The organism is Argonema antarcticum A004/B2, assembly GCF_023333585.1.
Lineage (GTDB): Bacteria > Cyanobacteriota > Cyanobacteriia > Cyanobacteriales > Aerosakkonemataceae > Argonema > Argonema antarcticum.
Map to the genome: position 1 here is coordinate 55,659 of NZ_JAIQZN010000017.1, position 14,591 is coordinate 70,249.

Below are 14,591 nucleotides of genomic sequence, written 5' to 3' on the forward strand. Positions count from 1 at the left end.
TTTCAAATTTCCAACAAACCGGGCGGGGGTGTGATTTCAATTTTCCCATTTTCAAGATTTACCACAGGTACGATCGCTTTCACAAACGGAATCAAAATTTGTTTTTCTTTGGTGTTTTCTCCTGGTTTATTTGTAGTAGATGAATGAGGATTAACTATTAATAAATCATTACCTGCGGAAGCAACATCTACAACGATACCAATAGATTCGCCAGTCAATTGATTAAATACTTCCAAACCAATTAAGTCTATGACGTGAAATTCGTCTTCTTCTAGGTGTGGACGATCGCTTTCGGGAACCATTAGCTTGCCACCTTGCAACGCCTCTGCTTGGGTGCGATCGTTCACTCCCGCCAATTTTATCACATATATCCCCTTGTGAGGAATATAGCGACCCGACAATAATTCGATCGGTTGCGGTTCAGTCTGGCCCGATCGCAATAGCCAACGCTTCCCAGGTTTCTCAAACCGTTCTGGAAAGTCCGAGTCGGGATAGACTCGCACCTCTCCATTTAGACCTTGCGCCGAGACAATTTCGCCTATTTCTAGCCACTCAGAATTATTCATGGGATATCCTCCAACTGGGGTTTCGTTATTTCACTCAATATTCCATCAAGAAGCTGATATTTATCAGTCGGAGATTCACCCAAGCACTTTGAACACCATGCAAATAAAGTTCTAAGTGATGCACAAGTATCGGGACGGGACAAAACATATTCAATATCTAGACTATCAAGAATTTTACCACCATCTTCGCGCTCGTTGAAACCACGATATATCTGTTTGATATCGCCTTTGGGATGTCGGATAGTTTCTACATCCCCCGGATAATCTGTTAAAGATGTTCCTAACACTGTATTGATTGCTTCAGCATGAGCAAAATAGTAGGCTTCTAGCATATTAACTAAGAAGTGTACAGAGGCACGATGTTTTTGGTTTTTCAGAATGGTGTTTAACGCATCTTTGTAGCGCTCAAAAATTTGTTGTGCTTGAGCCGCGCGATCGTACTCAAGATCGTCCAACAGCACTACATAGCTACATGGCTTTTTAAGATAATCTCTGGCCGGATATCCAATTCTTTCAGCATCTTTGTTAGGGATGGTTTGACCGCTTCCAACCATCGTTATTTTTCGCTTATTTGAAGTTATCGATGTTAACTGTTCTACCTTGCGAATGACTTCAAAATAACAAATCCCCGACTCCATAAGCGACCTGAATAACTTTGGTATATGGTCGCGTTCGCCTTGGCCTGTAACTATCAATCCAAAATAGAAAAAATAGCATGACTGCTGGCTGCTGGCATCGTGACTGTTCATTCACTTTGCACCCCGGATGGAGACTTACTCTGAGGTGCAATCATCTCAGCCATGTAGAGCGAACCAGTGGCATATTCTTCCAGTAAATCTTGGATATTTTCCATTTCGCTAACCCGTTTCATCTCTGTTTTCCCAAGTTCATCAACTGTCGCAGCCCATATATTTTTTGTATCGAACTGACTAATTAATACAGGAGAGTGAGTGGCAATAAAGACCTGCTTGTTCCATTTTTCAGTAGCGAGTTTTGCTGCTTTGGCAAAAACCGCCAAAGCCCAAGGATGAAGAGATATTTCAGGTTCATCAAACAAGATTAGGGAATCGCGGTTTGCTCCCTCAGCAAATAAAGCTGTCAGATGAATTAGCATCTGAAGATGACCATCAGATACTCCTGATGCTAGGATTGGTTGGTGGCGTCCTTTATCTAAGAAGCTACCGTAGACTGTAGTTGGCCCTGTCGTTTCGATAAGAATATCGTTAAAGGACGGAAAGCTTTCTTTCATAAAATGAACAATCGTGTCATAGCGATCGTCAACCATCCGCCTACTCTGTAGATTCCTCAAAACTGACCATAAATTTTGGCACCTTTCCCATAACCAAGTTTGATAGCTAGAGTCTGAGCCTTTATTTTTGATGCGGAACAAGTCAGCTGACCGTGAGTGATATCTATGCACGAAGTGAAGTAATTTGTCGAACTCAGAAGCCTCAAAAGCTTTTTCTTCAAAATATACATATCTACTTAATGCAAGTTTTTCTGGCTCTCTAAGTTCAACGATCGCTTGTTGCCTTAACCCAAAGTTATAAAAACCAACTTTGTCACTTCCCAGCTTTCTGTCTATCAGGCAAATATTGCTAGATTTTGAGTACAATTTTTCCCCGACAAAAGGTTCTATTCTTCCCGAAGAATATCCAAATACAACTTCGTATTCGACTGCATCAGTATGGATAGTAATAGATATATTCGCACCTTCATCTGCTCCATCCCAAAGAGCGCCAATCCCGTGGCTTCTCTCAGAGGAAGCTGTCTCAACACCATTTATGGCACAGTCTCGAACAAACCATATTGTATCCAGAAAGGTTGATTTTCCAGAGCCGTTAGGCCCGAAGAGAATGTTGAGAGAATCTGTTGCAATGTCTACATCCGCCAGAGAACGGAAATTCTTGATTTGCAAACGAGTTAATTGATTTGACATAGCTGCGGCTGTAATTCTTATTTCTATTAAGCACTGACAACTGAATAAACTTCTTGCACTACCTTCGCCAAACGCTGCATCCCAACAACAATTTCCTCGTCGGTGGCGGTGAGACTGATGCGGATACACTCATTTTTGTGCGACCAATCTTCGCGCAGACCGGGGAAGAAAGAACTACCAGGTACAACAATTACACCCACTTTCTTTAATTCCTGATATAGTTCCCAGTCAGTTATCGGTAAATCCTGCAACCACAACCAGGCAAAAATCGCTCCTTCACCGCGATGGAGGAACCAGGGCAAATCTTTGGGCATCGCCTCTTCAATGGTGCTTTCTACTACATCAAACTTTTTCTGGTAGTAGGGACGAATTACTTGGGTTGCAATGTCGGCTAGTCTACCGCTGGCGATCGCACGAGTGGCGATCGCTTGTCCATACCGAGATGAATGGATACACATATTCGTCTGGAATGACTCCAGCACCTGAATTACCTGTTCATCTCCGATCGCAATTCCAATCCGTTCTCCCGGTAAGCCAGCCTTGGATAAGCTCATGCAGTGGACAACATTATGCCCAAATATTGGCGTCATTTCCGTAAAATTCAACGCCGGGAAGGGCAGCCCATACGCAGAATCAATTAATACCGGCACATTGTAAGGCGCAGCCAAAGCCTCTATTTTGCGTACTTCATCATCGGTGAGGACATTTCCCGTAGGATTGCAGGGACGGGAGAATAAAACGCAACCAGTACTTTCATTAATTTCGAGTTGGCTGAAATCAGGGCGGTATTTGAAACGATGGCTAGGCTCATCAATATCCAATTTAGGTTTGTAGGCTAATAACGCCTCCGGTACTAAAGTCACCCCGCCATAACCCGTGTAATCTGGACTTAAGGGCAGAACGATTTGCTTTAATTCGCCACTTGTGGTATATCCGCCAAAGGCATTAGCAGCGTAGAAATAGAGACTTTGACTGCCTGGGGTAATCAGAATGTTGCGATTTGTGAGATTCAACCCATAGCGGCGATTAAAGTCGGTGACTACTGCATCAATTAATGGTTCATAACCCTGAGAATCACCGTAGCGACAAACTACTTTACCATAATCTGGACTATCGAGCAATTCTTTGGTGTAATCCCGCCACATCTGCTCAACTTCCGGCAAAATCACCGGATTTCCAGGACTTAAGTTAATAAATTCCTGCCCTTTGCCAGCTTGCAAAGTTTCTTTAATATCTTTCATAATCGCCCGCACGCCAGTTAAGCGGGACATTTGATTTCCAAATTGAGTTAGGGCAGGGTTCATAGGAGTGGGAGAGTGGGGGAATGGGAGAGTGGGAGAGTGGGAGAGTGGGAGAGTGGGGGAATGGGAGAGTGGGGGAGTGGGAGAGTGGGGGAGGGACTTGCTAGTGTGTTTCCCAAGTACATATAAACGATGCTAATCGATTAGGTTGCTAAATTGCATAAGTTTTGGCAATTACGATTTTCCTTATTGTCCCTTCTGCCTCTCCTGTTTGAGAAAAACTTGACAAACTGAGAGGATTTTTGAGAAAGTGCTTTATAAAATTTGATATTGTGTCCGGTTACATCGGTAGTGTAAGAGCGATCCTGGAAATTGTCTGTTGCGATCGGGGGTTAGATTTTTACCACAGATGAAGACAGATAAACACAGATAAACACAGATAAAAGAGCGATTTTTTAGGCAATCGATGCTACGGGAAATGAGATGATTCAGAATCATACCCTAAAAAGTGCAAAAAAACACATTACTCAGTTTTAAAATCTGATAATGCTATATTTCAACAAGATGCGCGAAACATACAACTAAGGAATAAGTTAATCGAGTCGATCAGATTGTTGAAGAGCTTTGAAGATGAGGCGACTCGATCGCATTTTGTTTGGCTAGCACAAGAAACAACAGAATCCGAAACTATGGCGAATGACCTTTCTATGACCACGATTGAGAAGTTGCGTGAGAAGTTACCTTATCCTCTGAAGCGATTGGCGGACATTGCCTACAACTACTGGTGGAGTTGGACGGGCGATCGCTTATCCTTGTTTCGCAACATCGATCCCCAAAAATGGCACGAGTCTAAGCACAATCCCGTTGCAGTGCTAGAATCTACCAGCTACGTGCGATTGACGCAGCTAGCTAATGACCCAGTTTACATCAAAAGGGTGAAGGCACTAGCGGAACAGTTCGATCGCTACATGACGGAAAAAGACACTTGGGCCTTTCGCGTTGCGCCCGAAATTACTCGCAAAAACCCAGTCGCCTACTTTTGCGCCGAATTTGGCATCCACGAATCTTTGCCCATCTACTCAGGTGGTTTGGGGATTTTAGCGGGAGATCACCTCAAATCGGCTTCGGATTTGGGCGTGCCTTTAGTTGGTGTAGGATTGCTGTACCGTCAGGGTTACTTCCATCAAAGCTTGAATCGCCAAGGTTGGCAAGAAGAACACTACGACGACAATTCGTTTGAGGAAATGCCGATCGAGCTGTTGAAAAACGATCGCGGGGAACCGATCGCGGTTAGTCTGCAAATTCGGCAGCGGATTGTCAAAGTGCAAGTCTGGTTGGCACGGATCGGTCGTGTTAATCTTTACTTGCTGGATACCGATCGCAAGGACAATGACCCGATCGATCGTTGGTTGACCGGACACCTGTATGGCGGTAACCAAGACACACGCATCGCCCAAGAAGTGGTACTGGGAATCGGCGGCGTACAAGCTTTAACAGCATTGGGAATCAAGCCTTCTGTTTTGCACATGAACGAAGGACACGCGGCTTTCTGCACCCTGGAAGTTGCGCGGCAAGAAATTCAACGCACTGGCAAGTCATTTTACGATGTGGAAGCATCGGTGCGCGATCGCAGCGTCTTCACCACCCACACTCCAGTTCCCGCCGGACACGATGCTTTTTCTCCCGATTTGATGGACTCCTACTTCGCCCACTATTGGCCGCAACTGGGTTTGGAACGGGATCAGTTCTTGGCTTTGGGAGCTCGTCGTCTGGGCGATCCCTGGGAACCTTTCGGCATGACTGTTTTGGCACTGCGGATGTGTCGCGCTGCTAACGGCGTCAGCAAACTCCACGGCGAAATTTCTCGCAAAATGTGGCACATCCTCTATCCTGACAAAGCTGAAAATAAAGTTCCCATCGGCCACATTACCAATGGCGTCCACGCCCGCACTTGGACAGCACCTCTGATGGCAGACTTGTATTCTGACTACTTAGGCGAGGATTGGTCAACTCGCGCCGCCGACTCCAAAATGTGGGCGAAAGTAGACGAAATTCCCGATGAAGAGATGTGGTGGCGACACCAAATGCTAAAAGAACGTTTGATTGCCCACACGCGCGATCGCATTAAACTAGCACGAGAACGGCTGGAGGAAGAACCCGATTTTGTCGAGATAGCGGACTCGCTGCTAGACCCAAAAGTCTTGACTCTAGGCTTTGCGCGACGTTTCAGCCTCTACCAGCGCGGTAATCTAATTTTACGCGATGCCCAACGAGCTTTGAAGATTTTTGGCAACGCGGAACGACCTGTACAAATTATCTTCGCAGGTAAAGCTCACCCAGCAGACGAACAAGGTAAGCGAATTATTCAGCAGTTGATGGAGTGGTGCAAACATCCCGCAATTCGCGATCGCGTCGCCTTTATCGAAAATTACGATATCTACACTGCCCAGAAACTCGTGCAAGGCGTGGATGTCTGGTTAAATAACCCCCGTCGTCCCTTGGAAGCTTCCGGTACAAGCGGTCAAAAGGTCTGCTTCAACGGCGGTATCAATTGCAGCGTTTTGGACGGTTGGTGGTGCGAAGGCTATATTGCCGATGCTAACGGAAAGGGAACTAACGGTTGGGCAATTGGCGAAGATGCCAACACCAGCGACCAAGAATTGCAAGATCGAATTGATTCTGAATCTCTCTATCGGTTACTGGAAGAGGAAATCGTTCCTCTCTACTATAACCAAGATAAAAACGGGATTCCTCACGGTTGGATTAAGATGATGAAGGCGTCGATTAAAACAAACTCGCCTGCATTCAATACCGATCGCATGATCGCTGACTACGTAACTCAAATTTACGCACCAGAAAGTGCAGCTAAACTTGAGCCAATTCTAGCCAGCGCCAGCGCCTAAATAATACCAGTTCTCCAAAATCATGCAACAGTAGCAATAGTAGGTTGATTGTATCTAGTAAAGTCAACGACGCAGACTGTAGCATTCTTTTAGAGAAATGGTATAATCTAGGTTTTGCGATCTAAGCCCCCCTTAAAAAGGGGGGTTTGGGGGGATCTCTTAGTAAGTCCTCTACTTGACTACTTATTAGATAAGAACATCAATGACTCAAAGCGACAGTCCACTTGGGGGTAAATCTTTCTACCAATCCGAAACCCTAGCACAATTTCACCTACGATTGCATCATAATCTCAATAATCCTTCTATGTATTAATGCCATTCATGCAATAAGCAATCAAGCTATAAGTTCCAATGGAACATGGTTTTCTACATACACAATACCTTTAGGCAAGAGAGTACAAATTCCATTTTCATAATGTATGAGAGCATCACCATCTAATTTCGCAAGAATCTCCTTCTTAAATTTTGATGGGTTAGAGTATCTTGTCCACTTTATTAGAGCAGAATCTTTGACTTTAGCAGGGCTTTTATAGTAAAGAATGACCAAGGTTTTACGTGTAAAGTCTAATGACGTATTTTGCACCCGGATAAAACCATCAATATCAGCGATAACTGGTAAAACGATTTCGTTAAGGCTGTTAGCAATTTTTTTTGCATTGTCAATCGAGCAACTGTAGTAGATGCGAAGAATTTCAGTCATAATCCAGTCAGCGCTATGAGCTATGAAAAGAGAGTCTGAGTAGTTTGGACTAACATCACCACCTACATGAGCAACATCTCTGCGATTCCTCATATCAAGAAGTATTCGTGTAAGACGAGGAATGAATAATCGGATGGATTCGTGTAATGTTGTATTCGCTTCAACGTGCCTTATGATAGCATCGCTGTTTCCCAAAGAGGTACCGAAAGAGGTATAGGGCGGGTTATCTAAATGTTGAATGAGACGCAAGATACATTCAGCAAATCGACCACCGTTTAGTTCACTTGGTCGAAATTTTCGGAACGCTAAATGTCGCTTGATGCCTAAATATTCATCAAGCAAGCGTGTCACAATTTCATTTGGCAACGGCGGTGATAAAGCTGCAATAATTTGAGATTTTACTATTCCCATCGTTAGTCATCCATATCGTTTTCTACGTCAATCAACGAATCAATAGGTTTTCCATTTATCCAACCCTCCACTATTTGCTGTCCTTGTGAAGTGAGGTAATATAATTCCCCGCTTCTACGAAAATATTTTTCGTTAGTTTGCTTTGACATAGCACGACTGAATGATTCTGCTTCTACTGAGATTGTTTTAAATTTGTCTTTTAGATAGTAATAGCCATCATTCCAACGAATAGCTTGCTCTTTTTTTAGATGCACCGTGATAATCCATAAAGCAACTAAAGCATAATCTGTTGCCTTTGTAATATCACGAATTTTTAATTCTCCAAGTTCAACATCATCCTGCGCCCATTTTTTTAGTTTATCTTTATCATCTTTACTCAGACGAGTTCTTTTAGTTGTTGCACTCACACTTCTCTGCCAATATTGATGACCTGCCTCAACGTTCTCGTCTTCTATTTGAGCGATGATATTGTTTACTTCTTTCTCTCCATCGTGATTAAGCTTGTAGCCACCACTGATTTGGCTTAAGTATTGGCGCTTAAGCCCAGTTAAGTATTTAGGAAAATTAGTTGTATCTAGAATACTTGCCCTTTTAGCAGCTAACTTAAAATGGTCTTCAGATGGAACTGGTTGCCCAAAAAAATCGTAGTATGCTTTGGTATAAAGCAGTATAAAGCGCCGTTGCTGCTCTGCCCAATTCTTTCCTTTGAAGTCTTTAATATTTGGGATAAGCATTTCACCATCACGCTCAAAGTATTTAGATACTCCAGAGCCATTTGTTTCAGCATGGTGATTTTGAGACGTATCAGCAGGCAATTGCGGAGCTTCTTCAACTATGGGCAGTAAGTTGGTAGAAGGTACTATTTTTTGCGAAGGTACCGTAGAATTACTTTGGTTTGGTGTATAATTTGGTCTTTGCGGTGGTTGTGAAGTTATCTGTGCTGCCATAAATGGAGCTAACTCACTTACAGCATGATCGGAGACACTCAACTCAGTGTGTTCCTCATAGCTCTTTCCGACCTGTTTTATGCTTCTAACATACTTGTTTAACTGTCCCTGAGACGCCGCCTTTTTGAGAATTAGCTGACCGCACCCAAAGCAAAATTCTTTGTCAGGAAGTAAAACTTTGTTACAATCTTTATTAAGACATCTTGTCTGTTCGTTACAGGCAGTGCAGAAACTGTGTTCAGAAGGTGTATCACAGCCACAGGAAGGGCAGGTAAGTATAAGGGACATTAGAGTTTAAATCAAAAGTTTGACAGGAGGACGCTTTTTGGATCGTCCAGAGCATTATTCCGTAGTATACTACAAATTACTACATATCCCCTAGTTTATAAAGCGGCGCTTCTGATTAGTGGATTATTCTCGCGGAGCGCAATGGGTCGTACTAGAACCCCTAAGCCTCCAGCAGAAAAAGTAGACCCCCAGGATCGCTGGGCGCAATTAGCCTCTCTGGGACAAAGCAGAGGAGAAATTGCTGACGCTCTGGCGATCGAAAGTGCTGTAGCTAGCAATTTCACAGCCTTCCCCAGCACACCAATTCCCACCGTAGCAAATAAACGTAAAACTCCAGGGCCTTAGAAACCGGGTTTCTTGGAGAAACCCGGTTTCTGGTTGTTCAGTTTATTTACGCCACGTACTTATTTTCGTTTCAGGAGTATCCATCTTAACTCCATTGGCGGATTTTGTGGCAGGGGAAATAAATCGCGACCCGTTGCCCAACTAACATACCAACTTGTGGGAGGCCATGCTTCTTTTGGTAGGTGATTTTGTTCGTATTCGATGGCAGATTCTTCTGATATCATTTCCAATGGCAAACCATCCATAGCTGATTTAAGTTCATCTCGTGAGATCAGATAACACCAAGATAGTTCTGACATTTGCCGCGCCAAGATATCTGGTTCGTAATCGTTTGCAGCCAAAAAAGCGCTGAACAAAAGCAATCCTCCAGTTTGCAGTCCATCGCACATTTTAGCTAGGAACAAACGCACTTGATCGGTGTAGCGGAAGTGAGACAAAACTTCGGATGCGATCGCAAATTTATAGTAAGCTGGCTTCACCCGCAACAACGGATCTAAAACATCACCTTGGATGACTTTGATCGGTAAATTTTCGGATGTAACAGATGCCGTCAATTTTTCGGCAAAAATAGGCGTGAGTTCGATCGCATCAACCGGGTGACCTAACTTTGCCAATGGTATACTGTTACGACCCGTTCCCGCACCCACATCTAAAATTGGTGTCCGCGCCGGGTCGCCTAATTGGGATAAAACTGCCATCACTTTCGCATCGGGATGACTTCCAAATAAAGGATCTTTCCTAGTTTCCGGCCAAGTTTTATATTTATCTGCTAGCGTTTCTACATGAACTTTGGTATTCATGGTAATCCCACCAGCTAAACCTTTATTTGGTTCCGCTGGTTGGTAGTTGACGATTAACCGCGCATGAGGTGAAAGGTGAAATCCATCCGATATACCTTTTTCAATTAACTGACGCAAATTATTAATATGTTCTGGCGTCGGATTTTGCCCTAAAAGCTTAAGCAACCCTACCAGTAACTGTACATATTCTTCCACCATTGATGGCACACATGGGAAATAAAAATCTCCCTGAACTGCGGTCATAGTTTTTAGCTTTGTTGCCAAAGCTAATTTTAAAATTTGCGGGTCAGTTATCGTTTGGTTGTTATCAGTTGCATTGCTGACTGACAAAGTTGGCTGAGATTCTGCAAGTGGTAGGTTTTCGGCAGGCATATTGATATCTTTGTTTGGCAGGACTGGAAATTAATATTTAGTTTATTGTACTCTTGCTAAGGGCAAACGGAAACCCCCATACTTATTGGCGATAAGTAGGTGGGTGTAAATAAACTGAAGACCCAGAAACCGGGTTTCTTGGAGAAACCCGGTTTCTAAGGGCTCAGCAGTTTTACGTTTAATTATGCCCACCTACTTAGTTGTGCTATAATACAAAAGTAAAAAAAATCCAATCTTCCTCTTTCCCTTCGGTGTGTTAACAAATACTTGTAACGGTTGGATTGGCAAAAAGAAAAATCTAAATTCACATTTTCTCTATGCTAAACTACGACGTTCAACGCTATTGGCCCTCTACGGAAGAACTACCAGATTCAGATGATACTCCTGTGGATAACGAACTGCAAGATTTGATTCCCGGTTTGCTCAAAGCAATACTAGCAATAGTTTGGGCGAATAGAATGGATTGGTTTTTTGGCGTTGATATGGGAGTGTACTATGATGGCGAAAAACCTCCCTATGTACCGGATGGATTTCTCAGTTTGGGAGTAGAAAGGATTATAGATGAAGATTTACGTCCCAGTTATGCAATTTGGGAAGAAAAACGAGTTCCAATTTTGATGCTGGAAGTGGTTTCCCAAACTTATCGAGGGGAATACAGCACCAAGATGCAAAATTATGCTGATTTGGGGGTGTTATTTTATGTAATTTATAATCCGAAACGTCGGAGAAAGCCACGTTTGGAAGTGCATCGTTTAGTTAATGGTCAATACGAATTGCAGTCGGGAAATCCAATTTGGTTACCGGAAATTGGGTTGGGAATTGGGAATGAAAGAGGAACTTATCAGGGTATAATGCGAGAGTGGCTTTATTGGTATGACGATCGAGGACAACGCTTATTAACGCCGGAAGAACGAATAGGGGTGTTGACGGAAAAATTGCGTAGTCTCGGCATAGATCCCGAAACCCTTGCTTGATTTTCCCTGCTTAGCGCTCACGCATCACGTCTTTGTTGGCTTGAAACCGGACTAGGACACTCGATCGGCGGCGGGTGCGGGTAACGATACCTGACGGGACGGTTAGAGGCGATCGCAAGGTTTGTGGCGAAAAAGATAACGACCTGCTTTACGGCGACCCCGGCAATGATACAATTTGCGGTGGAGAAGGTAAAGACAATTAGTCACTTCCCCGTTCCAATGACCAATGCCCAATGACAAATGACTATTTGGCAAATTGATTTTTATCGTCGTCCGTTGCAGGATGAAGTCGGGAGTGCGTTGTGGGAGTTATTGATTTGCGATCGATCGCGTAGCTTAACTCATAGCGCCTTCTGTCCCCAGTCGGAAGCCTCTCCCCATTGGATTGTTTGTCAGTTACTGATCCTAGCCGGATCGTATAATAATCTGCCAGATTTAATTCAAGTGTTCCGTCCCCAATCTTTAGGTTTAATTGAAGCGACTGGAAAGCAGCTGGGAATTCCGGTAGAAGCAACTCGCCGCACTTATGCTTTAAAGCAATGGTTGGAGGAAAGAGCTAAACAATACGCCAGCATGGAAGGTTACACCGGCGAAACTTACGCTCCCCTAGCGATCGAAAAACCACCCCCGATACCCCTACCGGAAAAATTTTGGGGAGAGCGCTGGCGATTTGCGACACTTAGTGCTGGCGATCTTCAAGAAACATTTACCGAGCGACTTGTTCCTATTCTGGAAATGCCAGACTTTCTCTTACCCATCAATCTCGGAATTTCATCAACAGTTGCAGTTCCCGGTGTGGTAATTGATGGTGGAAAGCGATCGATGCAAATAGCTCGCTGGATACAAGAATCCCACCCAGTATCTCTTAATTATATCCAAGGTACGCCAGATGGTTTAGTATTGGAAACTGGGCTGAACGACAGGTGGGTTGTCGCTACTTTTGCAGATGAGGAAGTTGCGGCGTCTGCACAGATGTACGAAGGACGCCTGCTGCTGAGTAAAAAACTGCACTTTTTGTTGGTGCAACCTGATGATTCGGGAATGACTTATACTGGTTTTTGGCTGTTGCGAGGAGAGGATTGAGCTATCATTCCCATACCATAACAGCGAGCTATTTTGAATAATGTAAATTTATTTTAATCTCACTCAGACAATGGCGTACATTATGGATAACAATAAAGCGATCGCTCTACCTAAATATAACTGCCGTAGAAGTGCGATCGCTTATTCCAAGAACAATAGCAGCCAATCTCTGAGATTGACTTCTGCTTCCGCTAAAGGATTGAGACATATCTTTTAATCCACCACTCTGAGCATACCCTTTTGCAGAGCGTCAAATATTCGTTTGATTTGGCTCTCATCTATGTCGCTAAGTGAATTTTGAGATAACAATGCTGACATCAATAGGCGTTGGTCAGCCCTACTAATTTGGCGAAGGGCCAAAATCCGCTCAATGACCTGTTGTACTTCGACTTTAGGCAAACTAGCTTGAAGTGACATCATTGTATGAAAACTTGTGTATCCAACTTAACTCAGTGTTCCCAGTATCAGACATTTTCTAACATTACTTGGTGATCTAATTATAAAATAATTGTGAAACTGTACCTACCAAGCGAGTGATACAGGTCACTGACAAAATTAACTTACTTTATATAATGATAAGTCATTTGCCAGTAAAATAGCTTGGATTGCAACAAGATCTAAGGTTATTAACATGGCTCAAGCGAAGATTGGGATTATTGGCGGTAGTGGCCTTTATAAAATGGAAGCCCTCAAGGATGTCGAAGAAGTGCAAATTGAGACGCCTTTTGGGCTGCCCTCCGATGCTTTAATTCTGGGAACCATAGAGGGGACGAGGGTTGCCTTCCTGGCGCGTCACGATCGCAATCATACTCTTTTGCCCTCAGAACTACCATTCCGAGCTAATATCCATGCGATGAAGCAGTTGGGCGTCGAGTATTTAATCTCAGCTTCAGCTGTTGGTTCTCTCAAAGAGGAAGTTAAACCTCTAGATATGGTAGTACCAGATCAGTTTATCGATCGCACTAAAAATCGAGTATCCACCTTTTTCGGGTCAGGAATTGTAGCGCACATTGCTTTTGGCGACCCAGTGTGTAAAAATCTAGCGGCAGTTGTGGCAGATGCAGTTGCCAGTCTCGAATTACCAGATGTCACCCTGCACCGTGGCGGCACCTATGTCTGTATGGAAGGGCCAGCATTTTCCACTAAGGCGGAGTCCCATCTTTACCGCAGTTGGGGTGCAACGGTGATTGGGATGACGAATTTACCGGAAGCGAAGTTAGCAAGAGAAGCGGAAATCGCCTATGCAACGTTAGCGCTAGCAACAGATTACGATTGTTGGCATCCAGACCATGACGGCGTTACTGTAGAAATGGTGGTTGCCAATCTGCAACGCAATGCAATAAATGCCCAAAAAGTTATCCAAGAAACTGTGCGGCGTCTAGTCGAAAATCCGCCTGTATCTGATGCTCACTCAGCCTTAAAGTATGCCATTCTTACTCCCCTGGATAAGGTTTCGGCGGCTACAAAAGAAAAATTAGGATTGTTATTGAAAAAATATTTGTAAACAGATTTATCTGTTAGCAGGTGGTCGGTTGTTGGATGGTTGCCCTGTAGTACTCGTAGGAATCTGCTGCGGATTGCAGTATGGTTGACCCTTGGTTGATAGAGTGAAAGGTCTGATAGTTTGGTTGTTTATAGTGACACGCTGATAATTTGTCGAATTATAAATTACCGCTTCACCGCAGGCATTGCTGCTCACAAACATGGAGTCCTCCCGACCGTTATTATAGGTCGTCTGAACTGAATATGTCTGTCGCGGTTGCAGTCCAGGCACTATCACCTGATTGCTGCTGGTTTTGTAGGGCTCATTGGCAAAGGCAGCAGCAGCGTAACCGAGCAGAAGGGTACTACTTGTTGCGATCGCAATCAACCTTAAATTCATGGCAGTTCCTCAATCCGACAACCCCAATATAGCGTTTCTCAGATGAATCGAACACAGTTTGGGTACAAGGAACATATCTGACTGTGGCTATAATTGTCACTAATCATATCATGTCCTTACGCATCGATAACCTAAAAAAT

Annotated in this window: 16 protein-coding genes; 7 read left to right on the forward strand and 9 right to left on the reverse strand. The window is 43.8% G+C overall.

The window, feature by feature from the left end; all coding sequences use genetic code 11:
* Positions 1–2 precede the first annotated feature (2 nt).
* Genes rimM through LAY57_RS10200 form a run of 4 tightly spaced genes read right to left on the reverse strand, consistent with a single transcriptional unit; the run spans position 3 to position 3,809 of the window.
* Positions 3–566: a ribosome maturation factor RimM gene (rimM, locus tag LAY57_RS10185; RefSeq protein WP_249066308.1), complete on the reverse strand. Its 564-nt coding sequence runs from the start codon at positions 564–566 to the stop codon at positions 3–5.
* On the reverse strand, positions 563–1,315 hold the full coding sequence (locus tag LAY57_RS10190; protein WP_249066309.1) for a DUF4276 family protein: 753 nt from the start codon (positions 1,313–1,315) through the stop codon (positions 563–565). The genes rimM and LAY57_RS10190 overlap by 4 nt, the downstream gene beginning before the upstream one ends.
* Positions 1,312–2,505: an AAA family ATPase gene (locus tag LAY57_RS10195; protein ID WP_249066310.1), complete on the reverse strand. Its 1,194-nt coding sequence runs from the start codon at positions 2,503–2,505 to the stop codon at positions 1,312–1,314. Before LAY57_RS10195 ends, LAY57_RS10190 begins: the two co-directional genes overlap by 4 nt.
* Positions 2,506–2,531: 26 nt before the next feature.
* A complete protein-coding gene (locus LAY57_RS10200) occupies positions 2,532–3,809 on the reverse strand; it encodes a valine--pyruvate transaminase (RefSeq protein WP_249066311.1) in 1,278 nt (425 codons plus the stop codon).
* A 548-nt stretch (positions 3,810–4,357) separates the two neighbouring features.
* Here LAY57_RS10200 and glgP point away from each other — a divergent pair.
* The gene (gene glgP, locus LAY57_RS10205) at positions 4,358–6,649 is read left to right on the forward strand and encodes an alpha-glucan family phosphorylase (RefSeq protein ID WP_249066312.1); all 2,292 of its coding nucleotides are present in this window, start codon (positions 4,358–4,360) and stop codon (positions 6,647–6,649) included.
* A 334-nt stretch (positions 6,650–6,983) separates the two neighbouring features.
* On the opposite strand, the gene LAY57_RS10210 is transcribed toward glgP, so the two are convergent.
* Both LAY57_RS10210 and LAY57_RS10215 read right to left on the reverse strand, forming a co-directional pair.
* Entirely contained in the window at positions 6,984–7,760 is a 777-nt protein-coding gene (locus LAY57_RS10210; protein ID WP_249066313.1) for a hypothetical protein, read from the reverse strand.
* A gap of 2 nt (positions 7,761–7,762) precedes the next feature.
* The gene (locus tag LAY57_RS10215) at positions 7,763–8,707 is read right to left on the reverse strand and encodes a hypothetical protein (protein WP_249066314.1); all 945 of its coding nucleotides are present in this window, start codon (positions 8,705–8,707) and stop codon (positions 7,763–7,765) included.
* A gap of 429 nt (positions 8,708–9,136) precedes the next feature.
* Between LAY57_RS10215 and LAY57_RS10220 the strand changes: the two genes are divergently transcribed.
* Positions 9,137–9,340: a hypothetical protein gene (locus LAY57_RS10220; RefSeq protein WP_249066315.1), complete on the forward strand. Its 204-nt coding sequence runs from the start codon at positions 9,137–9,139 to the stop codon at positions 9,338–9,340.
* Between the two features lie 59 nt (positions 9,341–9,399).
* On the opposite strand, the gene LAY57_RS10225 is transcribed toward LAY57_RS10220, so the two are convergent.
* Positions 9,400–10,512 (reverse strand): class I SAM-dependent methyltransferase, encoded by a 1,113-nt coding sequence (locus tag LAY57_RS10225; protein ID WP_249066316.1) that lies wholly within the window; start codon positions 10,510–10,512, stop codon positions 9,400–9,402.
* A gap of 317 nt (positions 10,513–10,829) precedes the next feature.
* Here LAY57_RS10225 and LAY57_RS10230 point away from each other — a divergent pair, with 317 nt between their 5' ends.
* From LAY57_RS10230 to LAY57_RS35800, 4 genes are all read left to right on the forward strand, one after another.
* Positions 10,830–11,486 (forward strand): Uma2 family endonuclease, encoded by a 657-nt coding sequence (locus LAY57_RS10230; protein ID WP_249066317.1) that lies wholly within the window; start codon positions 10,830–10,832, stop codon positions 11,484–11,486.
* Positions 11,487–11,560: 74 nt separating this feature from the next.
* A complete protein-coding gene (locus LAY57_RS36185; RefSeq protein ID WP_249066318.1) occupies positions 11,561–11,689 on the forward strand; it encodes a hypothetical protein in 129 nt (42 codons plus the stop codon).
* Positions 11,690–11,726: 37 nt separating this feature from the next.
* Entirely contained in the window at positions 11,727–12,569 is an 843-nt protein-coding gene (locus LAY57_RS10240) for a Tab2/Atab2 family RNA-binding protein (RefSeq protein ID WP_249066319.1), read from the forward strand.
* 82 nt (positions 12,570–12,651) lie between these two features.
* Positions 12,652–12,786 (forward strand): hypothetical protein, encoded by a 135-nt coding sequence (locus tag LAY57_RS35800; protein ID WP_275993816.1) that lies wholly within the window; start codon positions 12,652–12,654, stop codon positions 12,784–12,786.
* Here LAY57_RS35800 and LAY57_RS10245 read toward each other — a convergent pair.
* A complete protein-coding gene (locus LAY57_RS10245; protein WP_338022388.1) occupies positions 12,783–12,989 on the reverse strand; it encodes a hypothetical protein in 207 nt (68 codons plus the stop codon). The genes LAY57_RS35800 and LAY57_RS10245 overlap by 4 nt on opposite strands.
* A gap of 211 nt (positions 12,990–13,200) precedes the next feature.
* Here LAY57_RS10245 and LAY57_RS10250 point away from each other — a divergent pair, with 211 nt between their 5' ends.
* A complete protein-coding gene (locus tag LAY57_RS10250) occupies positions 13,201–14,073 on the forward strand; it encodes an S-methyl-5'-thioadenosine phosphorylase (protein WP_249066320.1) in 873 nt (290 codons plus the stop codon).
* Between the two features lie 6 nt (positions 14,074–14,079).
* Here the strand turns inward: LAY57_RS10250 and LAY57_RS10255 are convergent, their stop codons facing one another.
* Positions 14,080–14,451 carry a hypothetical protein gene (locus tag LAY57_RS10255; protein WP_249066321.1) on the reverse strand — a complete coding sequence of 124 codons (372 nt, stop codon included), beginning with the start codon at positions 14,449–14,451 and terminating at the stop codon, positions 14,080–14,082.
* Positions 14,452–14,591 lie beyond the last annotated feature (140 nt).